A 26,458-nucleotide genomic window follows, 5' to 3' on the forward strand; every position below is an offset into this window, starting at 1 on the left:
CCATAAGCGGCTAAAGAGAGCGCATCCGCGCCACAGAATGCGCTCCTTGAGCGGGATGAAACCATGGAGCGGATTGGGTTTGGACGCGCATGTCATGAGCGAAATCGAGATTTCGATGCACCTGGACAAGCGTCGTGTCGAAGGCCAAGCCTTAGACACGACTATTTTCCGTCGGCATTCCCCATTTACCGAGTGCCGGTCTTTCGCGCATTTTCCAGCAAATCGGCCTGATCGGCAACAATGGAGGCTGCTTCGTTTCTCAAGACGTCCTTGGCGTTCTTGCGGGCATTTTCAATCGCGATATCAGCATTCAGGCTTCGCTCGTTTGCTTGCAGGCCATCGTCTTTGTCCGGAACCAAACCATCGTTTGTCTGCTCGCGCGCCTTGAGACGGGTCGTAAGAGCAGTGAGCTCGTTACGACGTTCAACTTCATTGAGGGAGATGACACGCTTTTCACGTTGCGCCTTCAGCTCGGCTGCGTCTTCTGCGAAACGCTGAAAATCCCGATCGCTTTGTACCCGAGCATCATGCCGGCTTTGCAGTTGCTGCAGCAATCCGCTCCTGTTGCCTGCGGCCGCATAATTCGCAGGCTTGATCTGACCCCAAGGCAGCGCATTGTCATAACTCGCTTCACCAAGGGTCTTGGGGTCCGAGAGGCCCGGCAAGCTGATGTCGGGTGTCACGCCGCGCAGCTGTGTCGTTCCCCCATCGACCCGGAAAAATTGGGCGATCGTCAGTTTCAGTTGGCCGAATTTTGGTTTGCTGTTGTGGGCCACCTGATCGAGATCGACCACCGTTTGCACGGTACCTTTACCGAAGCTAGGTTCGCCGACGATCACGCCGCGACCGTAGTCCTGTATCGCTGCGGCGAAAATCTCCGAGGCCGACGCTGAGCCGCGATTGATCAACACCCCAAGCGGACCCGTCCACGCAGGCGTAGGCAGATCATCGCTTTCTACCTTGATCTTACCTTCGGCGTCACGTTGCTGAACTACCGGGCCTTTCCCGACGAACAGGCCTGTCAAATCAATCGCCTCGGCCAGCGAGCCCCCACCGTTGTCGCGCAAGTCGATCAGGACGCCGTCGACCTTTTCCCGCTTCAGTTCACCAATAAGCTTGGCAACGTCGCGGCTTGCGCTTCTGTAGTCTTTCTCGCCTTTTCGTCGCGCTTCGAAGTCCTCATAGAACGCCGGCAAGGTGATCACACCAATTCTGCGCGCGACACCGCGGTCCTCCAAGGGCAGGATGGCCTTTTTTGCAGCCTGTTTTTCGAGGCTGATCTTGTCTCGCACCAGGCTGATGACGCGGCGGCTTCCATTCTCTCCGGCATCCGCCGGCAAGACATCCAAGCGCACAACGGAATTTTTCGCCCCGCGGATCATTTGCACGACTTCATCAAGGCGCGTGCCCACGACTTCCTTTATGGCGCCATCATCGCCCTGACCGACACCGACAATGCGGTCGCCGACGGCCAGCATTCCGGACAATTGCGCGGGTCCACCCGGCACGAGCTCACGGACCGTCGTGTAACCATCGCGCTCCTGCAACACCGCGCCGATACCGACCAGTGAGAGCTTCATCGAAATGTCGAAATTGGCCGAAGCGGCGGCACCAAAATAGTCCGTGTGCGGATCAACGGACGTGGTGTAGGCGCCCATGAATGACTGGAACGCATCGTCACTCTTGTAGGTATAAACACGCTCCAGGATATTCTTGTAACGTTTGTCGAGGGTATCGCGAATCGTCGCATCGGCTTGGCCTGCCAGTTTCAACCGCAGCCAGTCGCCCTTGACACGCTTGCGCCAGAGGTCATTGCTTTGCTCTTCGGATTTCGGCCAGGGCTCTTTGTCGCGCGACAGGGAATAGTCTTCCCGCACGCTGAAATCGAAGCCCTGTTTGAGCTGGCTGCGGGCATACGTCATGCGGTCCACAACTCGCTGCGAATAGACGTTGAAAATCGAAAACGGAACCTTCAGGTCTTCACCCAGGATGGCATCGTCGATCTTGGTGCTGTCGGCCGTGAACTTGTCGATGTCGGCTTGCAGGAAAAAGCTCCGGTCGGAATCCAGAGACTCGATAAACCGATCCAGGATTTTAGCCGACAAGGCGTCATTGAGCGGAACAGGCTTGTAAGCATATCGCGTCAGGAATTGCGCGCTCAAATGAGCGGCTTGCGCCTGCTCCTGCAATGGCGACAGGACCGGCGGCGGTCCAAGTTCCAACGAGTAGGCCGACGGTGCGATTGCAAGGAACAGGCCAAGGAAACCATATCGTATGCGCATTCAGCTTTGATCCCATTTGCAAAATCGAGTCTATACTACGCAATGGTGGTGCAACAATGATGTCGTCTTGGCAACCAGATGAATAAGCAACATCTCGTGTTCATCATGAGAAAGGGACCATCCCTGATGCCAATTTGAGGGGTCGCGTCACCAATCTGGGGGGCGTTGCCCTAGGGTCAGGACCTATTAAATTGCTTACTCCCGCCTCCTGCCTTTGATTCATCGGGATCGAAAGGAGGCCGCCGCAGTGAGTGATTTGCTGTTGTTGTCGGAGGCGCAGATGCGGCGGATCGAGCCGTATTTCCCACTGTCCGCGGGATTCCGCGCGTTGATGACCGGTTGATTTTGAGCGGCATCATTTTCGTCCTGCGCAACGGGCTACGTTGGCGCGACGCTCCCGGGGAATACGGCCCGCACAAGACGATCTATAACCGCTTCATCCGCTGGAGCAGGCTCGGCGTGTTCAACCGGATTCTGGCCGAACTGACCGCTAAACGCGGCAAGCCCGAGCAGTTGATGATCGACGCGACCCACTTGAAAGCCCACCGCACCGCAGCCAGTCTGCTGAAAAAAAGGGGATGTTCCCCGACGTATCGGACGTACTGTCGACAGTCTGGTTGGCTCTCAAATATCGCACCATTCCGAAGCGTACGCATCACCCGTTCAGATTAGGCGGTTCAGTCCGGCTCCCGGAGAGGATTGAGCAAGCGACATAGGAAACCGGTCTAGTCTACGCTTGGAGGGCGGGATAAGAATGTGGCACGGGTAATGACGATGGTGGTGCCGGCATTGCCGCCATCCATTTCGATCTGTGCGCCTAGCTGCCTGACCAAAGCGGTCACGATTGCCGTTCCGAGGCCACCGCCGGTCTTGGCAGGCCCTGCTCTCTCGGAGAGCGTCCGGTCCTTGCCGACGCCGTTATCGGAGACCGTCAGTTTCCAATCGCTGCCGCTGACCTCGTATGACACCAGAACAGCCGCCTGCGCCTTTTGATACGGGAAGGCGTATTTCACCGCATTGATGACCAGTTCGGTCACGATGAGCCCTAGACTCACCGCTTGGTCGGAGCCGATCTTACCGTCCTGCGCCATGACCCTGATCAGAATTGGCTGGCTTTCGCCGGTCATCGACGATCCGAGGCTATGGCAAAGCGTAGTGAGATAGGACGCCACCTCGATCTGATCGACGCCGCCTGACTGATGCAGGTGTTTTTGTACTTCCGCCACCGACAGGACGCGCTGATGCGCATCGTGAAGATCACGGCGGGTTTCGTCCGAGGTGACAGCGCGGGCTTTCAGCAGCAGAATGCTCGCGATGATTTGCAGGCTGTTGGCGACGCGGTGTTGCATCTCCTGCAGCAATACCTCTTTCTGGTGCAGGAGATCCTCCGTACGCTCATGCAGGACCTCTTTTTCACGCTCGATCAATCGGCGCGCGCTAATATCAGTGAAGGCAAGCAGGATCGTTTTGCCCGGCTTTTCAGCGTAGACCACCTGCCGGGCATTCAGCAGCATGGTCCTGCGCCCGATACCGGGAAAGTTATGCTCCACTTCAAAGCCGTCCATTGCCGTTCGGGCGGGAATAATCGTTTCCAGCAGCGTGCGCAATGCGGGGATGTCCCATTGGCCGTCGCCGAGGGAGTATAGCAGGCGACCTTGCGTTTGCGCTGCATCTACGTTGAAGGTCTCATAGAAGGATCGGCTGGCCGCCAGGACGCTGAAGCGTTCATCAAGCACCAGAAGCGGATCGTGAATGGTGTTGACGATCGCCTGAGCAAGCGTTTGCGCATCTTCGACTCCGCGGAAATCAAACATTGTTGTAAATTTTCCGATCTGAAGCCGACGTTTTCTGAGATGCTAGAGATGTGCATCCAGTCGATCTTATCGAGCGCCTGGTTCAATGTCGCGCGGCAAATTTGGAATCGCGGTTATCGGTGCGATTAAGATCGAATCATCACGAAACCTTCTTTCAAGCTCAACTCGTCAATAAGCTAGGACGTGGGCATCGATAGCGGCCGAGATGAAGCCATCTCTGGCGTCCTGACCAGCAATGATCCGCCTGATGGCGCCGTCGCATTTTGTTCTGGCTGCTTCGAAGTACATGCCGCTGCCTGGGGGCCACCGATTCAGCAGGCCACTCCTGGAATATTGCATGAAAGGCGACTGGCTACTCCGAGCGTAGTTTAGGGGCCAATCCCGGACGCTTGATGATGTTCGCTCTTGCGACTTTGCGATCTTACCTTCAGCAACGCGGCGTAGACGCGTAGCAAGCGTTTCAAGCGGAGCTTGCTATGGAGATGCCCGCGACAACAGGTGTGCGGGGCCGGGCATACGACCCGCATGGGGATGTATCGAAGCCGCTCTTCTGTCGCCATGAGCCGAACGAATGCGCCGGGGTGGACCATTGTAAAAGCGAACATTTAGCATTGGTGTAGCGGCCACCGAAGTGGTAATCGTGGGTCATAGCTGCGCCATTCGCCGGCAGCAGAAGGACCATGAAATACCGCCCACTCCACGACCGGGGCGCCATCCGGCCCGCCGAAGGCGTTCTCAAATACAGGGCGGGATCATCGTTCGCGGTATCGTCAGGCAAAGCCGCAGGATGGCGAAATGATCGCCGTTGAACCCGGATTGCGCGGCGAAAGCGGCAAGCCGACCTTCGGGCTAGGGTCAAGAAACGGACCGCGTAGAAGACGCGGGGACGCTCCCGTGCGGCAGCGGGAAAAGGGACGTTTCCCGGCCGATGGCGCTGCCTTGCCGCCGGTGTGGCCGGAATGAGATACACAGAGTAGTGCCTAAACTTCGCGGTCGATGCGACCGGGGAGCCGACCCGCAACATCCATAAAGGGATACACCAATCGCCATGCAAAACGGCAGCAAGAATTCTATTGCCCAGCGTTTCGACGGCTACCAACCCAGCAAGACTGTTCTTGTCTGGGCGTGCTTCATCACGGTGATTGCCACCATCGTCGTCGGGTTCAACTGGGGCGGCTGGGTGACGGGTGGCTCGTCGCGCGCCTCGTCTGTGGCTGCGGGCGATACGGCTCGGGGCGAACTCGCCTCCGCCATCTGCGTCCAGCGTTTCAATGCGGCACCGGACGCAGCAACAAAACTGACCGAACTCAAGGCCATCCCCGACAGCTACAGGAAGCGTCAGTTCATCGAAGCCGGCGGCTGGGCCACCATGCCGGGCCAAACCTCCGCCGACAGCCGCGTTGCCGAAGGCTGCAGCACCGCCCTGGCCGCCTAACCGCCTCCTCAAGATCGCTTGGCGCCCTGTCATCGGGGCGCGTCCTCCATCTGCCAAACAGGAAAATGACATCATGATCCGTTTCGAAAAGAAAGTCGCTGCAGTACCCTTGCCGCCGGAGAGCGAAACAAACCGCTTCGACGAGATCCGAGGGGCCGCCGTCGAAGGACACAAGAAATCGGCAGAGGAAAGCGCGCGTCGCCGTTCGCTGCCGGCAAAGGAAGAAGACCGTCTTATCTAGAATTATTCCGCATCTGCTTCGTCCAGACATAGGCAATCCCGGGTATGGCATGACCACGCCCGGGATTGAGAAAGACCGATCGCTGAAGGTTAGCGTGGCTCCTGCCATGGCGGCGGAATGAGATGGCTCAGCCGTCGAGCGTTCGCAGAAGATCTGCAATCTTGATCGTCGAGAAATTCGAATACGTGTCGCATACCGCGTATGGCAGGACGATCTGGTCGTTGTGGCGCATGGCGCCGCAGGTATAGACGACGTTCGGCACATACCCTTCCCGCTCCGAGGGTTCCGGCCGCACCAGCGGTTCCCGCGAACGGGCGAGGACCTTGGAGGGATCCTGTTTATCGAGCAGCGCCGCGCCGATAGCATATTTGCGGACGGCGCCGACGCCATGGGTCAGCAGCAGCCAGCCTTCGTCGAGCTCGATCGGCGAGCCGCAATTGCCCATCTGAACGAACTCCCATGGAAACTTGGGGCCGAGGATCAACTGCCCGCCATTCCAGGTATAGAGATCGTCGGAATAGATGAGGTAGAGGTTCTCGCTATCCTGTCGGCCGATCATCGCGTAGCGGCCATCGATCTTGCGGGGAAACAGGCCCATTCCCTTGTTCCTGGCCACGGTGCCTGCGAGTGGGCTCAAGCGGAAAGACACGAAGTCCTTGGTCTCCAGCAGTTCCGAGCGGATACCCATGCCGTTATAGGCGGTGTAGGTCGCGTAAAATGTCTTCTCTCCGTTGTCCTCGAATTCGACAAATCGAGCGTCCTCGATTCCGTTCGACTGAGCGGGTGTGATCGGAAAGATGACCCGCTCGCTGATGGACTGTTCGGAACCGAAGCTGACGTCGACCTGCTCGCCTGCCGCAACGAATGTGCGCGCAGTGACGGTTGGCGTGGAAGCGAGCCGCACCGTCGGATCGATGTCAACGCCACCATCGGTGGCGATCACGCCGGTACGGAATGTCAGGGACGACACGTGCCCTTCGCCGACGGCACGCAAGCTGAGAACGAAACGCCGGCTCCCCTTTTCCAGACCGGATTGATCCGGATGGGAGACAATACTGGGATTGAATAACGCAGATGCTTCGAAGGAATATTCATTGAGAAAATACGCGCCAACCAGCTGACGCTGTTTTTTCGTGAAGTTGGCGTGAGGCGCGAATGCCTCTTCCATTTCCGCGGCCCGATTTTCGAACGTCGCCAGCAGGTTACGGTGGCGGCCCTCGAAATTCTCCAGGACGTCGGCGAGAAGGATTTCCGTCATCTCCAGGTCAAGCGCCAGAACGCGATCGACGATATGATTTGCCCGCGACTTTTCGGTGGGATTGAGGTCCCTTGGTTCGGTGGCAGGCTTGAAAGGTCGCACGACCACGCGCGATGAATCGGGGTGCAGGAAAAGGGCCTGACGGTTCAGAAAAGTTGCTTGTGACAAAGGAACCTCAATTGATCTGATTGGCGATTAGGCGCAGAGCGCGCGAAGGAGAGCGGGTTCTGCAGGCTGCTCGCTGACACGGACGAACCTGCGAAACTCCACAAGGGCCAGAAGATAGGAGATTACAGATTCGCCACCCCGATTCTCGTTGACGCGCAGGCGGTGCAGTCCGTCGCGACAACTGCCCGTGTCGATGTCGACGAGTGTCTGCGAAAGATCGTTGCTGCCGAGAAACCAGGCAAATGCGCTGATGGCACCGTTTTTCCATTCTGCGCCTTGATCGGCGTGCCAGGCGGCAAGACAGGCCGAGATCGTCGCCGTGGCCTCGAGCGGCTGCTGATCAAACTCCTGGGGCGGCTTGCGGATGTCGCCGAAACCATCGGTTCCGATCGGTCGGAAATGCCCCCCCGGCGCTGTCTGCTTTGTCATCAGCCAACGCAGGGTCCGCACACCCGCAACGACATACGCGGATGTTCCGCTGGCGTGGCCCGTGAGGATCAGCGCCTGGGGCAGGCGTGCATTGTCATAGGAGAGGCCTTCCTCGAACCAGGCCCAATCCCCCGTCTCCACACGAACGAGGATATCCATCAGACGGTCTGCGAGAAGACGGCGCATCCGTTTGGCGAAAAGATCCTCTCCCCTTATGGCACAATAGCCATTCAGCCCAATGAGGGTGAAAGCCCAGGCGCGCGGTGAGCGAAACATCTCCACCGTCGGCAGAGCTTCCGCGAACAGGGCCGCCGCCCAGCTACGGCGGGACGCATTGATATCGCTGCGGGCACATTCTCCCAGAGCCCAGAGCGTGCGCCCGTGGCTGTCCTCGGAACCGGTGTCCTCAAGCCATCTCCGGTCGAAGCCCATGAAGTTGCGAAAATGCTTCTTGTCGGGATTCCACGCGTGTTGCACGAAGGATGCAAATCGGCTCGTCAGCGTCTCCGGTAGAGATTTTTCGCCGGACGTGTTGAGGGCGCTCGCCAGAAGCAATGCCCGTGCATTGTCATCGACACAATAACCGTGCGCGCGATCAGGTACCGAATGGACGGCGTGTTGGAACAGGCCGGTGTCGTCGCACATGGAGAGGAAATAGGTGAGCTGCGTATCCGGCAGAACGGAGACGTCGCGTGTTGGAGCATTTCTCTCCCCGGCAGCGGTTGCGACGGGTCGTAAATGTCGCTTGGCGGTCTCGAAGACGGCCACATAACGTTCGGCCGTCCTTTGCCACGTCATCGACCGGCTGCTGGCATAAGCACGCGCACGCATGGCATCACGCCTTGTGTCATCCGTCAGCAATCCCGCGATCTCGGTGCCGATGGCTTTTACATCACCGGACGCAACCAGAATGCCGCGGCCCTCGGCCAGAAGTTCGCGCGCATGCCAATAGGGTGTCGAAACGACCGCTTTTCCCAAGCCGAAACTGTAAGCCAGGGTGCCCGATGTCATCTGCGCCTCGTTCAGATAAGGCGTTGCATAGACGTCGCACATGGAAATGAAGTCCAGGAGCTTCGCCTGGTCGACAAACTGGTCTAGGAAAACGACATGGTCTTCCACGCCGAGCGCCTGCACCCGGTCAATTAGGCTCTCGCGATAGGCCTCGCCCTGATTGCGGATAAGATTGGGGTGGGTCGCACCGAGTACTACATAGACAGCGTCCGGGCTGCTTTCCAGGATCAGAGGCATCGCATCGATCATCACCTCTATGCCCTTATTGGGCGAAAGCAGTCCGAATGTCAGGATAACCGGCCTATCACTGAACCCGAGTTTCGCCTTTGCGAGGTCGGTTTCCGCGAAGGCGATGTCGGGAATCCCATGCGGGATCACTTCGATTTTGTCTGCCGAGGCATCATAGACCTGACGCAAAAGCGCACGGCCTTTCTCGGCCATGACGATGACCTTTGCTGATGTCTCGATAATCCGCGTCAGAACGCGCCGCTGGGCTGCATTGGGTTCGGCAAGAACCGTGTGCAGGGTCGTCACGATCGGCATTTTCAGACGCGACATCAGTTCCAGAATATAGCTACCGGCTTCGCCGCCGAAAATTCCGAATTCATGCTGGAGACAAACTACATCGAATCGTCCGGCATTCAGGGCCTCGGCGGCGCTGATATAATCCTCGAGGTTTTCGTCACGTATTTGAAGCGAGACACTGGGAGGGTAATCATAGGTATGGCCGTGATCGTTCATTGCCACGATTACCGTCTCCACCTTTGCCGGGGATTTGGAAACCGCCTGTTGAAGATCGCTGGTGAAAGTCGCGATGCCGCAGCGACGCGGGAGCGAATTGCCGATGAATGCAATTTTCCTGAGTTGGGTCATGGTCATGCCTCCGTTGAGCGGAATGGCAAGCCCGCCGATTGTTGGTGGTGAATGAGTGCCTGTTCAAGATGCCGGGTCGCTGGCTTGGTGGCGCGTACGTCGAGATTGCGTAGCAGGCCGGGCCTTGGTTCCGCGTCGGCATAGGCAAACAGGGCGGTCAGTCCCTTGCTCCCGGCCTTGATATGGGTGTGCGAAGCGTCGGCAAACAACGCATCTCCGATGCCGGCATAAGCCGTCCCGACGTCTATCTCACCCGCGATGACCAGCACCCAAGTTTCGCATTCCGCGTTCAACTCCCAGTTCGAGTCTGCCGGAAGGTTGACCCGTTCGAGGACAAAGAAAGGGCAGGAGACCAGTTGTGTCCTGACCTCTGTGAGGTCCACCGGAATTGCCTGTGCCTTCGCCGGCTCTAAATCCGCAGCCGCGACGGCCTGCTCCACATGCAGTTCGCGCTTGCGGCCATAGTCGAAAAGACGAAATGTCGTATCGCTTCTCTGCTGAATCTCCGCGACAACGAGCCCGGCGCCAATGGCATGAATGGTTCCGGCCGGGACGAAAATGATGTCGCCCGCGATGGCATTTCGCCAATCCACGATATCGGCGACGGATCCATCAAGGATCGCATGGCGCAGTTCCGGCTGCGTCAACCTCCTCTTCAACCCGACGGCAACCTGAGCGCCCGGTTCCGCTGAAAGGATATACCATGCTTCGGTCTTTCCGTTTCCCATGCCTAGCGATTGCGCAAGGCCGTCGTCGGGATGGACCTGGATCGACAGGGCTTCTTTTGTGAAGAGCAGCTTGAGAAGCAGAGCAGGATCGGGCGCCTGCGCGTCGGCGCGCTCGAACCAAATTTCGCCGATCGCGTCGTCGTGGCGTGTCTTCGTCCAGGGCTGGAGATCGTGGCTGCCCCAGGGTTTGCGCGCAACCCGCACACCGGCCTGTTCGATTACCATTGTGGAACTCCTTCATCGTACCGCTAAGACCGGGTCGATCTGAGGTCGGAGTATCCTGCTGGGGTGGCGGACAGTCCGTGGGGACTGATCTGAATCAGGCCAAAAAGATTACGGTCAGCCTGCGATTGCTTAGATCGGAACGATTTCAAGAAAGAAGAAAAATAAATAAACTCGAAATCTGACTCAATATTTTTCGATCCGCATTTTCATATAATCGCAAATCTCAAAAAATGCAATGGCATGCGATCTTCCAGACAATCTAAAAGTGGGGACAATATTTTGATATAGTTGGAAATTCTTGCGAATGACAATCATAAATTTGAAGATGTATTTATTGCTTTCGAATAAGAATTAGCGCTTATCTGAAAGACGATCGAGGATCAGATGTTCGTACTAAGCCTCGGATTGCCGCTCCCTATTCAGATCGTGATATTGGCTGCCAAGAGGCGCTGGAGCAGGCCCTTCTCGATCTTGCAGAGGGTTACCCCCTGACATCGTGGCGTAAACGGCCGGTAGCAGTCTTCCTCCGGTACTGAAGGGCTTGCACTGCGCGCGGAAAACGTTGGCTGGGCGGTCGAACTGACGCAGAACCTGCTGGATGAGATGTCACTCATGTAGGCCGGCCGCAAATGGTTCAATATTTGGCGTTGGACTTGTCGGCCGCCACGTGAGCTAATCTGAGTCGATCGTTGATGTCTTGTCCCCTTCGGCACCAACGTATTCGTCACCTACTGGTTGAGCTTTGCGGCGATGATTGGGACGTGACGACTTCTTCCCATGGAGTGACACCACTGTTCTTCTAGTCACCGTCCGAGTGAGGCTGATATGCACTGCAATTTCTAAACAGAAATCGCAGTCTCGACGAAGCGAAACGTGCGATCTCAACACGTTCGACAGGTCGCGCGCGGCCGTTCAGCAGGCGGTGATCAGAGCCTATGAAGACAATCGCCGCTCGCGCCACCCCTGCATGCGAGACCCTTGATGGGCCCTAGGAGAAATTCTCCATGATAAAATTCGAAGCCGTACAACCACGTTTGGACGGACCACGAGCCGCAGTTTACGAGTTTGCGAAAAAATACCGATTGGGTGAGGTGGAAGCTGAGCGGCTTTTTCTCAAGCTTGGTGCTTCGGCAACGCAGGTCGCTATGCTCGCGGAGGCCAAGTTTCCTGCTCCGGAATTCGGAAGACCGACCAACAAGGCTAAAATATCATGAAGCCGACCGCGTTTGATGGACAGGTTGTGAATATCGCCGAGAGTTCACACCCGGTGGAGGCTCTTGGCAACCGCCCGATGGTCAAATCGGCGGGAGACCCCGCCACTGGCCTGAAACAGCGCATCGCGGCCACGGTAAATGCTGCTCGAGCGCAAAGAGAAGCCGAACTGCAGCAGGCCTCGGATCGCGCGAACGCGGAGCGACGGGAAATACAGCAAAAGGCAAAGAACGCATTGCTGTTGCTTCTGAGCGACGACGTCATAAATTCCATCATCGGTAAACATGCCGGTCTGGGCGAACTTTATGCCGGAACGATCCAAGTGACCAAGCGTGGAGTTGAACTCATCAGGAGCGGCGGAGCGGGAGCATCGCATATGATGGGTGACAGGCTCGACCTCAGATTTGACGGAGGCATTCTGCAGGCTGGCCAACAACTGAAATCGCTCGAATTTCAAAGTCGCGTACTGGAACTGCAGACGCATGGCATCAGGGTTGACGGCGTGTATGACGCTTCGGCACAAGCCATTTTGATTACGTTCGACTATGAGAATGCGGTTGGCTGACGCCTGATCTAGCTCGGGTCTGGCCATCGGCAACGGGAGATTGATGTTGGGATGGCACACGCGCGACGATCCCTGAAGACACTCATCACCGCGGTTGATACCCGAGAGATTAGTGCCGCGGGTTGTACCCGGGAACAAGGGCGAAGTCAGGAGGAACAGCCAAGCACACGCTGCGCTAAGCAAGAACATATGCCTCAATGGCGGCTGCTATGAATGCCTCGCGAGCTATGGAGCTTGAACGGCTATGGAAGAGAGCGCCCTCGCACGCTTGCTTTGCTGCCTGATACTGTTTATCGCGCTCATGCGGCCAACGTCTTTCAAGAAATTCCAGCGCGTCCGCGGCGTTCTCAATCATTTCAGGCGAACCGTAACCGATGCGAACGGCAACGGGCGTGCTCCATTGAACGCCCGCTATGTAGGCCGGTATCCGCTTCCACGGCATGATAGTCCTCCTCCCAGCACAATGCTGGAGGTGGCACGACGCGCTCATTCCCGCCACTTAGCAACAACAATCGGATGTTTGCATCCGCCTCGCGGCTACCCAAATTGGCGGACGCCCTCGCCGGCGGGTGCAGGGTGAAAAGTTGCCTGGCTCCAGCTTGAGAAACGCCGTGAAGGGGAGAACCCCCAATTCACCCCAACGCCACCAACCGAACCACGCTGAATTGACGAGACCGGGCCGGGCAAAGTCGGATCCTTGCGCTCTGGCAGCGTTACTGGCGAAGAAGGCCCCGGATGCGGAACGCGTTGACTTCGAGACTGCTGCTCTGTCGGTCCGGATGAACGAGAGCGATGAGAACGACGCGCGCCGCTTAGAACTGCAACGTCTATAAATGACTATAATAAATGACGCTGTCAGATACGGGCGAGCTTCAAAAGTTGCAGCAAGGTGCGCGCTATTGGTGGGCCGAACACTATTACCGCGAACAGGCGCGTGGTTTGCAGCACCATGATGAACGACATGTCAGACCCGGTCGAAAGAGCGACCAGCGCAATCGAATCGATCGACCCGGGAACGGTTGCGAGGACCGAGCTCATGAGATCCGATCCTGACACCAGGGACAGAACAACGCCCGAAACGCCGCAAAGCACCAGCAGCAGAACAACGGTAAGGACCAGCATTGGCAACGCTTTCGCTCCGACCCTGACAATCTCGGGTGTGAAACGCAATCCGGTTTGAGCCCCAAGGAAGAAGAAGGCGGCGGTGACAAGCCAATGCGGCACGGTATATGCGATCCCGTTCAGACACAGAACGCCACCGACAAGGATCGGTACCAATGATGCGCCGGCGGGTATCCGTTTGAGCCATTTCCCCGTCGCGACACCCAACGCGCCCAGTAGAAGCGTCGGCACGATGGCCAAGGCAGGCTGACCCGGCTCCGCGGCAGCATGAGGTAACGCAGGCCCGACCAAAACCGCACCGAACGCGACCATCGCAGCGATGACCATGAGGAGGCGCAGGATCTGGATAAAGGCGACCATTCTGCTGTCGAGGCCGCGGTCGTGGGCAAGTGCTATCATCGTCCCAGCCATGCCCGGCATGAAACCCCACATGGCGACTTCGCGATCAAGCCCTGTCAGGCGGGTCGCGACCAGTCCGGCTGCGCAGGCAAACACCAGCGTCAGGATGACGAACAGCAAAACGACCGGCCACATTTGCGTCGTCATCGCCAGGATCTGCGGATTGATGTTCAAGCCGATCAGCGCCCCTGCAATGGCCTGCCCAAATTGATACGTCGGCGCGGTGACGCGTATCGCCATGCCCCTCATTCCCAGGATCGCCGCCCAAATAAGCGGTCCGAGCAGAAGAGCGGCAGGGACATGCAAAAACTCCATGCCGAGCCCCAGAGCGACGCCGCCGACAACAAGCAGCCCCCATTGCAGCGCATGGGGCAAGCGCCCGAGATCACTAAGAAGCATGAGGTATTGCAATTCTTTCGGGCCGTACCACGACATCCGCCAGGCGCAGGATATCTTCGATAGCGGCAGCACAGGCAAGGAGTCTTGCATCGTCGCCGGGACGCGCAACGAGCTGAATTCCGATCGGCAATCCGGACGGTCCGAGGCCGGCGGGGATCGAGAGAGAGGGGGTCCCCAGAAGCGTCCAGCGGATGTTATAGGCTGCCGCTCCCGTTGCACCGAGGCCGATGGGTGCCTCGCCGGGAGCCGCCTGGGTGATCAGCAGGTCGCAGTCCCCGAAAAGACTGTCGAGATCGGCCATGGCTGAATCCCGCTTGTTGATCCCCGCACGCCAGCGCTCGAAGGTTATTCCCTCGTGGCGGGCAAAGAACTCATGCGAGCGCGGTTTTAGAAGGCCCCAGTGCAGATCACGCTCTGGGCCGAGTGCGGCGGAGGCCTCCCAGGCAAAGACATCGGCCTGCGCCTGACCGAGATCGTCCCACCAATCCGGTTTAGCGAGCGTCTCGACGCCCCCCAGGATTCCGGCGACGTTGTCGAGTATGTCCATTGAGGCGGTCGATGGCGTGTCTGCCAGATCATATGCGAATAGGCCAACGCGCGGCAGCTCAATGGTGTCATCCGTCAGCGCAAGGTCATTCCTGCGTGCAAGGACCGAGGCGAAGAGGGCGCAATCGCGGACATCGCGGGCCATCACCCCGACGATATCCAGGCTCTCCGCCAAAGGCTTCACGCCCGTTCGGTCGATGAGGCCACGGCTCGCCTTGTACCCGACGACCCCGCAGAACGACGCGGGACGCACCGTTGAGCCGGATGTCTGCGTGCCGAATGCAAGCGGGAAAAAACCGGCTGCAAGCCCAGCCGCGGACCCGGAAGAGGAGCCGCCTGGCGACCGTGCCGGATCGAAGGGGTTGCATGTCGGACCGGGTGCCGCACTTGCGAATTCCGTCGTCACCGTCTTGCCGAGCGCGATGCCCCCCGCCATGCGTGTGAGATGGACCGCGCTTGCGTCCCGCACCGGACGCGACCCCGCATAGGCGGCGGAGCCGTAACCTGTCGGCATGTCGACCGTGTCGAACACATCCTTGATCCCGAACGGGACGCCCGCAAGCGGGCCTTGCACGGCAGCTTCCGCCCCGGCGCGCGCTGCATCCGGATCCAGCCATGCAAAGGCATTCAGCTGAGGCTCCAGTCTGGCGATGTGGTCGAGATAGGCATCGGTGACGTCATGGGGATGTAGGCTCCCGCTGGCTACATCTGCGGCTATCTTGCGCGCCGTCATCGTCATCGGGTCGATCATGAGTACATCGCCTCCAGGTCCAGCTTTGGGCGGCGCCAAGCCCAGGGGCGCGCCAGTTCGAGTTCGCCCGCGAGCGAGAACAGCAATTCCTCTCCTCCGAAAGCCGCACCGAAATGGGCCCCAACGGGAAGGCCTGCAGTCGTCCAGTAAAGCGGCACACTCATGGCGGGGCAGCCGGAGGCGTTGAAGACCGCTGTCAGCGGGGCATGTGCCCAGAAACGACGAAAGAATTCCTCCGGCCCGAGGCCCGTCCCCGCAAGCTCGCCGAGCTTCGGCGCGATCTCTGCCGTGACAGGGGATAAATAGATGTCGTAGGTCTGGAAGAATGTCCCCATCGCCCGGCTCGATGCCTGCAGCACCTGGACCGCCCCGAGATAATCCTCGCCCGAGATCCCTGCCGATCGGCGCACCCATTCGGCGTTGACAGGTTCGAGCAGAGCCAATGGATCGGCAATGCCGCGAGCCGCCGCAAAACCTTTGACGCCGCGTCCGATATTGACTGCCGCCACGACAAACCAAGCGCGCGCCAGTGCGCCATTGTCATAGACGGGGGCTGCGATTTCGACATTATGTCCGAGCTCCGTCAGCAATCGCGCCGCATCCTCGGTCGCCTCAACCACCTCGGGTGATAGCGGATAACCTTCCGGTCCCTCGATCTGCATTCCGATCCGCAGACGCTTCGGAGGGTTGAGGGCTGCGGATAGAAAACTCCCCGATGGTGCCGGGCAGGACCAGGGATCGCCGATATCGCCACCATGGGTGATATCGAGCATGGCCGCGCTGTCGCGCACGCTGCGGGAAATCCCATGCAGGGTCGACATACCCGCCATGCCCTCGGCCTGCAGCGGACCATGAGGATTGCGAAGCCGCGATGGTTTGAAGCCGAAGGTTCCCGTGTGGGCGCAGGGCACGCGGATGGATCCTGCCCCGTCGGAGGCTTGGGTCAGGGGCACTATCCCAGCGCCGACCAGGGCCGCGGCACCGCCAGAGGAGCCGCCGGGGCTGCGCGTCAGGTCCCAGGGGTTGCGAGCACTGCCGTGGAATTCCCCTTCGGCCGTGAAGGACAGCGCCAGTTCAGGCGTGTTGGTCCGCCCCATGAAGGCGAAACCGGCGCGACGCAACCGTCCGCCCACGGTGCTGTCCGAGGGACTGCGGACGCCCTGATAAAGACGGGTGCCGGACGTCATCAGCTCGCCCTTTACCGCCACGCCGGTATCCTTCAGCCAAAGCGGAACGCCGGCGAACGGGACTTCTGTTTCAATCGCAGCGGGGACGGAAAACTCATGAACGACCGCGTTCAGCACCGGATTGGCCACGGCGACCCGTGCCGCTGCCTCCCTGACGAAATGATCGGGGGCAACCTCTCTGCGACGGACAAGGTCCGCCATCGCCAGGGCATCAAGGTTATCGTAATCAGACATACGTGTCGCTGCTTTTCGGATTGGAGGACATGTGTCTGGCCGGGCCGCTACGCCATTCGACGATCGCGGTGCCGCCAGGCGCGGCCACTTGCGCGAAACCGGCGGGATCTAGAAGCAGATCGCAATCTGCCAGGCAGTTTCCGGCCAGGTTCAAGGCCGTCACCTGCCAACGCCCGGGCGGCGGCAGAATCTGATCTGGAGAGAACTGCCAGCGCCCGCTGCCGGTCGGATTCACCTGGGTCAACCAGCGATGGCCGAGCAGTTGCGTTGCCGTGCCAATGTCCCCGGCCGTGATCGCGGTCCGCACGGATGAGGTAGAGATGCGGCAACCGCGTTCCATCTCGTCCCCGACGACCGCAAGGGTAAACGGCATCTGCTTCGTCAGAGCTTCGATAAGCGAGACATCGCCCGTTCGACGATGCCCGAAGCGGAAGTCACGGCCCATCACGACGCCTGTCACACCCAGCCCGTCGAGCAGAAGGCGCAGTATGAAATCCTCCGGCGAGGTCGCCGCAAAGCCCGCGTCGAAATGCGGTGCGTACACGAGATCTATCCCCGCCGCCGCCAAAAGCTTCAGTTGTGCGGCGCCCGTCGAAACGCGAAACCGCGACGGCCCGGCAAAAAAGGCGCGCGGATGGGGATCGCATTGCAGGATCGAGAGAGGCACCCCGCGGCGCCGAGCCTGGTCAAGTCCGACCTCCAGAAGTGCCGTATGGCCGCGATGCATTCCGTCGAAGCTACCGAGAAGCATCACCGACCCTCGCAGCCCGCCGGGCAGAGGGGTGATGCCGTCATGAACGAACGGCACGTCGCAATCCTGATCCGCAAATTTAAGCAAGGGATTCGAACCATTCGAAGACCTCCTGCACCGGAAGGCAGTCGGCGTATTTCTTATGCATGTCGTACAGGTTGGAAAAATGCGGGCTTTCATGCAGATCGGCAGTGCATTCGATCGGGACGATAGTACGGAATGACCGCGATAATGAATCCACGACGGTCGCCCGCACGCAGCCAGACGTGGAGCCTCCGGTGACGATCACGGTATCGACCTTGTGGAAGCGCGCCAGCGAGTCGATATGCGTTTCGAAGAAAGCCGACGGCATCTTCTTGTTGAGAAGAACGTCCTCGGCGCCAATTTCAAGCCTCGGATCGAGGGCGGCCCGCTCTGAACCGATCTTGATGTTCTTCAGCGCATCCGGATCATTGGCGCGTGTTCCGAACACCCCGCAATCGTCGCCAGAGGGCGAGAAGGCGACGTAAGTCCAGATCACCGGCAGTCCGAGCTTGCGGTTATAGGCCGCGAGCCGGTTCACGTATTCCGCCTGGCGCGGATCGGTCTCGTAGGCGGTCTTGTAGACACCCGGCTGGGTGTAGGCACATTGCATATCGACATTGATCAGCATCGGCCGCGTTCCGAAGCCGTAGTGCGGGCGGGCTGGGTTGGCGATGAGGTTCTCGAACATCTGCCTTGCTGTAAGATCGGACAGTTCCATGTTATCTCCGGTGCTGGACGCGGGCAGTCCGCCCGCCTGCGTCAGTTCTCATCAGGAGCGGCTCATCCATTCGAGCCAGCGTGGCTGAACCGATGCCGTATTTTCCGCCCACCAAGCCTCATCGATATGCATGTTCTTGGCGGCGTTTTCCGGGTAGCCGGGCAGCTGAACCTGCATGTCCTTCGGGATGTTTGCGTAAATCGACGTGTTGGCGACGTTGAACGGCAGGGCCGAGGCATATTTCAGCATGCCTTCCGCCTGCATCATCCAGGCGATCAGCTTCTGAGACTCCTTCCCGCCGGGCGCCGACTTCGGAATGGTCCAATAGGACTGCTCTACGATCGACTGGTTAAAGGAGAAGTCGATCTTGCCGGTACGCTTCTTTTCCTCGAGCGTTCGCGCAAGCGAGGAGCCCATCAGATCCACCTCGCCGTTCTGCATGAGCACGGCCCATTGCGAGGTCTTTTCGACCCAGAGATTGACCTTGCTGCGAATGGCATCGAGCGCCTTGAACGCGTCATCGATGTTGATCGGGTAAATCTTGTCCTTGGGCACGCCTGCAGCCATCAGTGCGATCTCGAACGAAGGACGCGGCTGTGCATAGAGCGCCCGTCGCCCCTTGAAGCGTGTCGTGTCGAACCATTCCGCCCAGGTCTGCGGCCCGGCGGCGCCGAAGAGATCGTGGTTCCAGGCAATCACCGTCGAGAAGGCGACCGAGCCTATCCCGTACTTCGTGATCACCTTGGGATCGATCTGTTCCTTCGGCACTATGGAGAAGATCAGATCGTAGTCGATCGGCTGCAGCAGCCCTTTCTTTATGGCAATCTGCATCTGCACGCCTTCAGTATCGACCAGATCCCATTCGACGTTGCCGACCTTCTCCATCACTTCGAGCTTGGACATGTCGGGAATGGACGTGGTCGATACGTTGATCCCTGTCGATTTGCCGAACGGCTCGAACCAGATGCGCTTCATCGTGTCCGAATAACCGCCGCCCCAGGTACAGACGACGATGTTACCTTGCCCTTTGAGGGTGTCCAATCCCGCTTTTGCCTGCGCAAACGTGGGGCGTATTGCCGAGCCCATCGCAAGTCCGGCCGCGCCCACGCCGCCAAGGAATTGCCGTCTGGAAGTTCCATGTTTCATTGCTGCTTCCCCTACTGAGAGTTGGTGGTATGCAAAGACTTTCGGAACTCCACGGGCGTCCGGTCACCGCTTGCTCAACCAGTCGAGCCAGCGCGTGCGCACGACCTGCTCGTTGTCGAGCCACCACTGCGCATCGATCTTGTGGGTGTTCTTGGCATTCTGCGGCGAGCCGGGCAGCTTGGAGATGAGCTCGGGCGTGAGCTCCTTATAGACCGCTACATTGGTCATGCCGTAATAAGGCAGCAATTCGAGCGCCTTCTTGGCACCTTCTTTGCGCATCATCCATGCGACCAGTTTCTGCGCTTCCTTGGCGTTCGGAGCCCCCTTGGGAATAGTCCAGAAGGACTGTTCGACGATCGACTGGTTGAAGGTCACTGCGTAGGGTTCGCCGGCTGCGATCTGGGCCATGGTGCGGGCGAGCGAAGCTCCCATAAGGTCGACTTCCTTGTTCTGGATCAGAACGTCCCACTGCGAGGTCTTTTCGACCCAGAGATTGACCTTCGGGCCAATGGCGTCGAGCGCCTTGAAGGCCTCGTCAATATTCATCGGGTAAAGCTCACCAGCCTTCTTGCCGGACGCCATCAGCGCGATTTCGAGCGCAGGCTTGGGATTTGCATAAAGCGCGCGGCGGCCCGGGAATTTCTGCGTGTCGAAAAATTCAACCCAGTCCTTTGGCCCGCCTTTCGGGAAGACTTCCTTGTTCCAGGCGATCACGGTGGAAAATGCGGTCGAACCGACGCCGTATTTCGAAAGCATGGCCGGATCGAGTTGGTCCTTCGGAACCAGCGAGAACAGCAGGTCATAGTCGATGGGCTCGAGCAGATTGTTCTTCGTCGCCATCAGCATCTGGTTCCCCTCGAAATCGACCACATCCCATTCGACGTTGTTGACCTGGGCCATGATCTTCAGCTTGGAGACGTCGGGGATCGAGGTTGCCGACAGCGCGATGCCGGTGGCGCCGGTGAAATCGCCGTACCAGGCCTTGTGCATCTTCTCGACCGTCGGGCCGCCCCAGTTGTTGACGATCAGCGTACCGGTGCCCTTGAAGGATGCCGGAACGTCCTGGGCAGCTGCAGGGAGGACGTAGCCGAGCACGATGGCGGCGGCCGCAGAAAAAAGTCTCTTGGCTTTCATGCTGTTCTTCCTCTGTTGGTTTTTGGGAGCTCTTGCGGCCCCGGTTTCGTTTCAGTCCGCCATGGCGTGGCTCATCGCCGGGCCCCAGGAAATCTTGCGGTTGTCGCCTGGATTGGGTGCCACGGTGAGCCCGTCGGTCTGCCGGGTCACGACCATCGGGCCAAGCTCCGTCTGCAACTGGATACGCAACAGCGAACCTAGGAAGCGGGCATCCGTAACGGTGCCGTTGAATGCCCAGTCCGGTGCATCGGGATCATCGAGCCGGACCACCTCGGGCCTCACGCACAGGATGGCCTGTCCGGACCGCGATGCGGGCAGCGGCAGGGCACGACCGCCAAGCGACAACCGGTCGCCGTCTGCCTTGCCGCGAAACAGGTTTGACTCGCCGAAGAAGTCGGCGACGAAGCTGTTGACGGGTGTCAGGTAGAGATCCTTCGGCGCGGCCACCTGCTGGATCCGGCCTTCATTCATCACCGCCACGCGGTCCGACATGTTCAGAGCCTCTTCCTGGTCGTGGGTGACGAAGATGACGGTTTGTCCCAGCTCGCGCTGAAGCGAACGGATCTCGCGCTGCATCTCGATGCGCAGGTTGCGGTCGAGCGCCGACAGCGGTTCGTCCATAAGGAGCGCGCGCGGGCTGAAGGCGATCGCGCGGGCAAGCGCGATGCGTTGCTGCTGACCACCCGAAAGCTGCGGGATTCGGCGGTCGGCATAGGCGCCCATATGCACGCGGTCGAGCGCCCATTTGACTAGACGCTGTTGCTCGGCCTTCGGCATTCTACGTGCCTTCAGGGGATAGGCGACGTTCTGGGCAACCGTCATGTGCGGGAAAAGCGCATAGGACTGAAACACCACACCAATGTCGCGCTGATGCGGGGGAACCAGCGAAATATCGCGAGTGCCCAGCATCAGTCGTCCGGCATCCGGCGAAGCGAACCCGGCGATCAACATCAGCAGCGTCGTCTTTCCCGAACCCGAAGGACCGAGCACCGTCAGGAACTCGCCCGGCTCGACGCTGAAATTGGCATCCTCGACGACCGCCTTGCTGCCGTAGAACTTGGTCAACCGTTGGAAATGGATGCCGAATCCATGCTTTTCGGCGGCAAGGGCGGCTTCGCCGGCGGGAGGAGAAAAGTGTTTCATGGCAGACGTCCTTCCGGGATGGGAAACAAGCGGGGCGGCGGACATGGCTGTGTTCGGCTGGTCTTTGACCAGCGTCGCACCTGGCGCCGGTGATGCGGTCAGGCGCCGTTTCAGATGCCGCTGCCAGAGAACGTGGATGCCGAGGAATGCCAACACGAGGTAAAGCTGGATCGAGGCGATCGAGGTGATCGTCTTGTCGAGGCCGTTCTGGCTGAGGCTCTCGTAGATCTTGCGCGGCAAAGTTTCAAAACGCGGCCCAGCCAGCAACTGGGCAAGCACCACCTCGTCGAAGGAGAAAACGAAGGAAAACACCGCGGCTGCGATGACGGCCGGGAGCAGCAATGGCAGCGTCACGAATACAAGTGTGCGCATTTGGCCCGCACCGAGCGACGCGGATGCCCGTTCGAGCGCGGGGTCGAGAGAGGTGAGCCGAGACATGACCGGCATCACCACGAACGGTAGGACGACGATGGAATGCGCCAGCGCCAGCGGCCAGATGGCGCCGAGCAGGCCGAGCTTTGCGAAGACGATATAGAGCCCGACGCCGATCACCATCAGCGGCACGATCATCGGAGCTATGAAGAAGATCTTCAGGAATTTCGCGAGCGCCGGATTTTCCACACGAGCAATGCCGACGGCGGCAGCGACACCGATGACCGTCGCAAAAACCGTGGCGAGCGCCGCGACTTCCAGCGAAAGCCACGCGGTGCGGCCCCAGCGCGGATCTTCCACGAGGATCGTGTACCATTCGAAAGAGAAGACTTTCGGGGGAAATGTGATCGCATTGCCCTGCCCGAAGGAGATCGGCACCAGCAAAAGCACCGGGATCGCCAGGAAGAACAGGAACAGGCTGGCATAGAGCTTCAGAAGCCGACGCTGCGGATCGGTGAGGAGAAGTTCCATCAGCGCCCTCCCCTGTCATAAAGTCTGTCGACGCCGGACACCCGGTCATAGGCGATGAGAAGCGCGAGGCAGATCACAAGCAGCACCATCGAGGTCGAGGCGGCGAGCTGGAGGTCACCGAGCTGCTGGATCTGGTCGCGGATCGCCAGGACGATCGTCGGTGCACGACCTCCGCCGAGGATTGCCGGCGTGATGAAGAAGCCGAAAGCCAGTGTGAAGACGAGCATCGAGCCCGCGACAAGCCCCGGCAGCGACAGCGGCAAGTAGATCTGCCGGAAAACCTTGGCAGGTGATGCCCCGAGGGACAGTGCCGCCCGCATATAGGCCGGGTCGATAGCCTTCATCGCCGGGATCAGCGTGATGACCATGAATGGCAGCAGAATATGGATCATGCCGACATAGACGCCGATCTTGTTGTAGACCAGTTCGAACGGCTGGTCGGTGAGGCCTGTGCTGATCAGAAAATTGTTCACCACGCCGCGGCGCTGAAGGATGATGATCCAGGAGAAGGTGCGGGCCAGGAATGACAGCCAGAGCGAGATGAAGAGCGCGACGGCGATCCACAAATTGACCTGAGAACGGACATTCGCCATCAGGTATGCGATCGGGTAAGACAGAATGGCGCAGATGATCGTGGAGAGGAAGGCGAGCTGCAGCGTGAACCCCAGAAGCCTGAGATAGACGGGCTGCAGCAGTGCCTTGTAGCCGTCAAAGGGGGCGGCATCCGAGCCGCCGCCGAAGCTCATCCAGACCAGCACCAGGATGGGTGCGATGAAAAGGATAGCCATGGACAGCATCGGTGCCGTCATCAGCCAGAATGTGAGGCGGTTCCGTTGCCGGCTCCAGGCTGTGACCACGGATCGCTTCCTGGGCAGTGTGCTGGCGATTTGAGCGGCAGCTTCGATCTCAACCATCACGTCTCCTTTCTCACCTTGTCATTGGAGGAAGTCTCACACCGTCATTTCGGGAATGGCGATCCGTCCTTTGTCGACAATCGTCGCGCCATCCAACGAGAGCGACGTCTTCCTGAGCGGAATATCCATGTGGCAGAGCGTGTTGTTGGTACCGCCGAGTTCCGTATTGGGACCGGTCGAGAACAGCACGTTGCCGTAATAAGAAAGCGAATTGACGCTGATTTCCTGCTCGCGCGTCCGGGTGATGGCGCGATGAAACCAGGTCGCAGTGTTGAGAAGGCCCCAGCCGATATGGCTGATGGCGTATGCGCGGGGATCTTTGAAGCTTTCCATATAATCGGACAGCAGCACCGCATCGGTGCCGGAACCTGCGATATCGACGACAAATCCGTCGGTAATGGTCAGCGTTACCGGGCTTTCGATCATCCGCTGGAAGGCGGTAACCGTATCGCCCGGCATCACCACAACCTTGCCGTTGACCTTGCCGTCATGGGCTTGTGACAGAACCTGGCCTGTGCCCATGTGGTCCCAGCGCCCGGCCGTATCGGTATAGCCATACTGGGTCATGACCCGGTAGCCGCCCATCTCGAAAGTGGCATCGGTGCCGGCATCGGACCAGATGCGCAGCGTTTTTGCCTTGCCGAGCAGCTGCTCGCCATATTCGATGCGGCGGCGCAGATCCTCGTTGGGAAAATTCTGGACGAGAACGTCGAACGGTTCGCGCACGAACAGCATCCGCGCACCGGCACCGCAGATCTCGTCCTGCTCGGGCGAAAAAAGCGTGCCCATCACATCGACGATCAGGCCCGCCTTTTTCAAGGCCTCAATGGCAGGACGATTTCCGGCGAGTGCATTCTTGCCCGTCGTCTGCTTGGCCGAGCGTTTGTCGCGCAGCGGCAGCGTTATCTGGAATGGCGTTGCGCCGAGCTCACGAGCCGCCAGCATGAAAGCTGCGGCATAGTCGGCACGTATATCGTCTTCGCACAGGATGATGACCGTCTCGTCGGGCTTCATTTTGCAAAGCTTCAGCTGCTCGCTGAACAGCTTTACCATTTCGAGCTGTGTTGCCATCGTCCGCCCCTTACAGCCCGGCCACTTCACGCGCCTTGGCGACGCAGGATGATCTGTTGAACTCGTTGACCAGGCGTTCGCGCATGCGCGGCGCAGGGCTGGCATTGACGTTTTCGAACAATGCCACGCGGCCGGCGAGCGAGGAGCAGGTGAGATCCCATATGAAATTCATCAGTTGCTCCTTCTGCATGCCTGTGACGCCCTTGCCGGGCAGCAGCTCGGCGAGATGGTGACCGATTTCCGGGTTTTCGAAGGCTGCCTTGCCGAATCGCATGACGAGGCCTTGACCGCACATCTCCTGCAGGACGTGAATGATGTGCGGGTAATTGCGGATGGCATAAAGGCGACCGGTGGTCAGCATCATCACGTCCGGCACCATTACGCCGCTCTCGTTGACGAAGCTGCCGGCCTCGGCCGCGATCACGAAGGCTTCGAGCGTGCGGTTATATTCGATGATCTCGGCCAGCATGGCCCGGACCGCGACGATCTGATCGGTGCCGAGGATTTCGGTCACCATCTGGGCGCAGCCCACGAAGATCTCCGACTTCACCTTGAGGCGCGTCAGGACGTGCCAGTGAGCGAAGATCGTCGCTTTGCCCGATACCGCAAGCCCATGTTCCGAGCCGAGATTGAAGATGCGGTTCTTCGGCACGAAGACCTCATCGAAGATGACGAGCTGATCGGCTTCTTCGCCCTTGTGCGTCAGAGGATGGTCGAATGGATCGGCGCCGGGCTGCGACAGCATTTCGCGGCTGACGAGCTTGATGCCCTTCGAATTGATCGGCACGGCGCCCCAGATGCAAGCCTCCTTGGGAGTGCCCGGATAACCGAGATTGGTGAAGAAGATTTCGTTGGTCTGGGCTGCGATGGAACCCACCGATTTCGCACCCGACACATAAACCCCGTCCCTCGTCACCTTTTTGACGCGCAGCAGCGAAGCAGCCTGGGCCATGGGTGACGAACGGTCGTTCTGCGGGCCTGTCAAACTTTCGGCGCAGGTGATTGAATTCATCCGGCCTTCTTCGACATAGGCCTGGACGTTTTCGATAAAATCCGGCTGGCATTCGTCGAAACCGGACTTGAAGTCCTTGAACAGATGCAGATGCGCCAGGATGCCCACGGCGATGGTCGGCCCCAGGTCGATCGGCCGCCCGAAAGTACCGGCGGTCTTGAGGGACGTATATTCCATCATCGCCCGACGCCCCCTGATGTCCTCGATGGTCTCCGGCACCTGCCAGGAGCGACCGACGATCAGGCCCGATTTGCGATCCAGGACGGTGGTCGCATCGGCATATGCCGGATCGAACTGGTCGTCGAACATCGACGCCATCAGATCTATGCCGGCCTCCAGTGCCGGCTCGTCCGTCACCTTGGCAAGCTTGCGGCCGTTGACCCAAAGCTGGCGCCCATCATCGAGCGACGCCTTGAATTCGGCGCCCGTCTGAAGCGCGTGAGAGGGGATCGTTTTTGGAGCAATGCTGTTCACTTGCTGTCCTCCGGTCCGGGTGCTGACAGGTGCATGCCGGCGTCAACCAAATTCTCAACCAGAGTGAACACGCTATTTCTTCAATCGTCAACCACGAATTTGGTTTACATCCAAAAATGCCAAAATGTCTATTTCTTGACCGTTTTCTTACTTAAATCGACCGCGATTCAGGCGTCACCTCGGTCATCACCAGGTAACATTTTGAATCTAAAGGAGTTATTTCCATTGAGAAAAGAGCATATTTTGTGCACTTCAGAAAGAAGACAACCAAAAATTCAACCACTGGCGA

Annotated in this window: 22 protein-coding genes and 1 pseudogene; 5 read left to right on the plus strand and 18 right to left on the minus strand. The window is 59.1% G+C overall.

The genetic code is table 11. The features are described from left to right. Window positions 1-185 precede the first annotated feature (185 nt). Complete coding sequence (locus LZK81_RS27630) at window positions 186-2,282, minus strand: carboxy terminal-processing peptidase (protein WP_046607574.1); 2,097 nt, start codon at window positions 2,280-2,282, stop codon at window positions 186-188. A gap of 247 nt (window positions 2,283-2,529) precedes the next feature. Between LZK81_RS27630 and LZK81_RS27635 the strand changes: the two are divergent. Beyond that, a pseudogene (locus LZK81_RS27635) lies at window positions 2,530-2,886 on the plus strand (transposase); the annotation flags it as partial. 121 nt (window positions 2,887-3,007) lie between these two features. Here LZK81_RS27635 and LZK81_RS27640 read toward each other — a convergent pair. Continuing rightward, window positions 3,008-4,096 (minus strand): sensor histidine kinase, encoded by a 1,089-nt coding sequence (locus LZK81_RS27640; RefSeq protein WP_046610446.1) that lies wholly within the window; start codon window positions 4,094-4,096, stop codon window positions 3,008-3,010. A gap of 168 nt (window positions 4,097-4,264) precedes the next feature. Further along, the gene (locus LZK81_RS29505) at window positions 4,265-4,435 is read right to left on the minus strand and encodes a DUF982 domain-containing protein (RefSeq protein ID WP_418936513.1); all 171 of its coding nucleotides are present in this window, start codon (window positions 4,433-4,435) and stop codon (window positions 4,265-4,267) included. 703 nt (window positions 4,436-5,138) lie between these two features. On the opposite strand from LZK81_RS29505, the gene LZK81_RS27645 reads away from it, so the two are divergent. Next, the gene (locus LZK81_RS27645; RefSeq protein ID WP_046610445.1) at window positions 5,139-5,531 is read left to right on the plus strand and encodes a hypothetical protein; all 393 of its coding nucleotides are present in this window, start codon (window positions 5,139-5,141) and stop codon (window positions 5,529-5,531) included. A 73-nt stretch (window positions 5,532-5,604) separates the two neighbouring features. Further along, window positions 5,605-5,772: a hypothetical protein gene (locus tag LZK81_RS27650; RefSeq protein WP_233957206.1), complete on the plus strand. Its 168-nt coding sequence runs from the start codon at window positions 5,605-5,607 to the stop codon at window positions 5,770-5,772. A gap of 127 nt (window positions 5,773-5,899) precedes the next feature. Here LZK81_RS27650 and LZK81_RS27655 read toward each other — a convergent pair whose 3' ends face one another. Genes LZK81_RS27655 through LZK81_RS27665 form a run of 3 tightly spaced genes read right to left on the minus strand, consistent with a single transcriptional unit; the run spans window position 5,900 to window position 10,464 of the window. Then, a complete protein-coding gene (locus LZK81_RS27655) occupies window positions 5,900-7,198 on the minus strand; it encodes a glycoside hydrolase family 130 protein (protein WP_233957208.1) in 1,299 nt (432 codons plus the stop codon). A 27-nt stretch (window positions 7,199-7,225) separates the two neighbouring features. Further along, entirely contained in the window at window positions 7,226-9,511 is a 2,286-nt protein-coding gene (locus LZK81_RS27660; RefSeq protein ID WP_233957210.1) for a glycosyltransferase family 4 protein, read from the minus strand. Between the two features lie 2 nt (window positions 9,512-9,513). Beyond that, entirely contained in the window at window positions 9,514-10,464 is a 951-nt protein-coding gene (locus tag LZK81_RS27665; protein ID WP_046607579.1) for a class I mannose-6-phosphate isomerase, read from the minus strand. 1,004 nt (window positions 10,465-11,468) lie between these two features. On the opposite strand from LZK81_RS27665, the gene LZK81_RS27670 reads away from it, so the two are divergent. Further along, complete coding sequence (locus LZK81_RS27670) at window positions 11,469-11,678, plus strand: hypothetical protein (RefSeq protein ID WP_046607580.1); 210 nt, start codon at window positions 11,469-11,471, stop codon at window positions 11,676-11,678. Next, complete coding sequence (locus LZK81_RS27675; protein WP_233957212.1) at window positions 11,675-12,241, plus strand: hypothetical protein; 567 nt, start codon at window positions 11,675-11,677, stop codon at window positions 12,239-12,241. Before LZK81_RS27670 ends, LZK81_RS27675 begins: the two co-directional genes overlap by 4 nt. 175 nt (window positions 12,242-12,416) lie before the next feature. Here the strand turns inward: LZK81_RS27675 and LZK81_RS27680 are convergent, their stop codons facing one another. From LZK81_RS27680 to LZK81_RS27735, 12 genes are all read right to left on the minus strand, one after another. Then, on the minus strand, window positions 12,417-12,683 hold the full coding sequence (locus LZK81_RS27680) for a DUF982 domain-containing protein (RefSeq protein ID WP_046607582.1): 267 nt from the start codon (window positions 12,681-12,683) through the stop codon (window positions 12,417-12,419). 413 nt (window positions 12,684-13,096) lie between these two features. Continuing rightward, complete coding sequence (locus tag LZK81_RS27685) at window positions 13,097-14,161, minus strand: AbrB family transcriptional regulator (RefSeq protein ID WP_233957214.1); 1,065 nt, start codon at window positions 14,159-14,161, stop codon at window positions 13,097-13,099. Then, window positions 14,151-15,458 carry an amidase gene (locus LZK81_RS27690; protein WP_233957216.1) on the minus strand — a complete coding sequence of 436 codons (1,308 nt, stop codon included), beginning with the start codon at window positions 15,456-15,458 and terminating at the stop codon, window positions 14,151-14,153. Before LZK81_RS27690 ends, LZK81_RS27685 begins: the two co-directional genes overlap by 11 nt. Next, window positions 15,455-16,879: an amidase gene (locus LZK81_RS27695; protein WP_233957218.1), complete on the minus strand. Its 1,425-nt coding sequence runs from the start codon at window positions 16,877-16,879 to the stop codon at window positions 15,455-15,457. Before LZK81_RS27695 ends, LZK81_RS27690 begins: the two co-directional genes overlap by 4 nt. Continuing rightward, complete coding sequence (locus LZK81_RS27700; protein ID WP_233957220.1) at window positions 16,872-17,687, minus strand: hypothetical protein; 816 nt, start codon at window positions 17,685-17,687, stop codon at window positions 16,872-16,874. Before LZK81_RS27700 ends, LZK81_RS27695 begins: the two co-directional genes overlap by 8 nt. Window positions 17,688-17,709: 22 nt before the next feature. Beyond that, entirely contained in the window at window positions 17,710-18,372 is a 663-nt protein-coding gene (locus LZK81_RS27705; RefSeq protein ID WP_233957221.1) for an isochorismatase family protein, read from the minus strand. 51 nt (window positions 18,373-18,423) lie between these two features. Continuing rightward, complete coding sequence (locus LZK81_RS27710; protein WP_233957223.1) at window positions 18,424-19,518, minus strand: extracellular solute-binding protein; 1,095 nt, start codon at window positions 19,516-19,518, stop codon at window positions 18,424-18,426. A 63-nt stretch (window positions 19,519-19,581) separates the two neighbouring features. After that, the gene (locus tag LZK81_RS27715; protein ID WP_046610435.1) at window positions 19,582-20,652 is read right to left on the minus strand and encodes an ABC transporter substrate-binding protein; all 1,071 of its coding nucleotides are present in this window, start codon (window positions 20,650-20,652) and stop codon (window positions 19,582-19,584) included. Window positions 20,653-20,703: 51 nt separating this feature from the next. Continuing rightward, entirely contained in the window at window positions 20,704-22,698 is a 1,995-nt protein-coding gene (locus tag LZK81_RS27720; protein ID WP_233957225.1) for an ATP-binding cassette domain-containing protein, read from the minus strand. Next, complete coding sequence (locus LZK81_RS27725) at window positions 22,698-23,612, minus strand: ABC transporter permease (RefSeq protein WP_052753679.1); 915 nt, start codon at window positions 23,610-23,612, stop codon at window positions 22,698-22,700. The genes LZK81_RS27720 and LZK81_RS27725 overlap by 1 nt, the downstream gene beginning before the upstream one ends. A gap of 36 nt (window positions 23,613-23,648) precedes the next feature. Beyond that, window positions 23,649-24,683, minus strand: coding sequence for a leucyl aminopeptidase (locus LZK81_RS27730; protein ID WP_052753680.1), 1,035 nt, complete (start codon window positions 24,681-24,683; stop codon window positions 23,649-23,651). Window positions 24,684-24,693: 10 nt separating this feature from the next. Next, a complete protein-coding gene (locus LZK81_RS27735; protein ID WP_233957227.1) occupies window positions 24,694-26,169 on the minus strand; it encodes a 4-hydroxyphenylacetate 3-hydroxylase N-terminal domain-containing protein in 1,476 nt (491 codons plus the stop codon). Between the last annotated feature and the right edge of the window lie 289 nt (window positions 26,170-26,458).

It is taken from the genome of Neorhizobium galegae (assembly GCF_021391675.1).
Taxonomy (GTDB): Bacteria; Pseudomonadota; Alphaproteobacteria; order Rhizobiales; family Rhizobiaceae; genus Neorhizobium; species Neorhizobium galegae_B.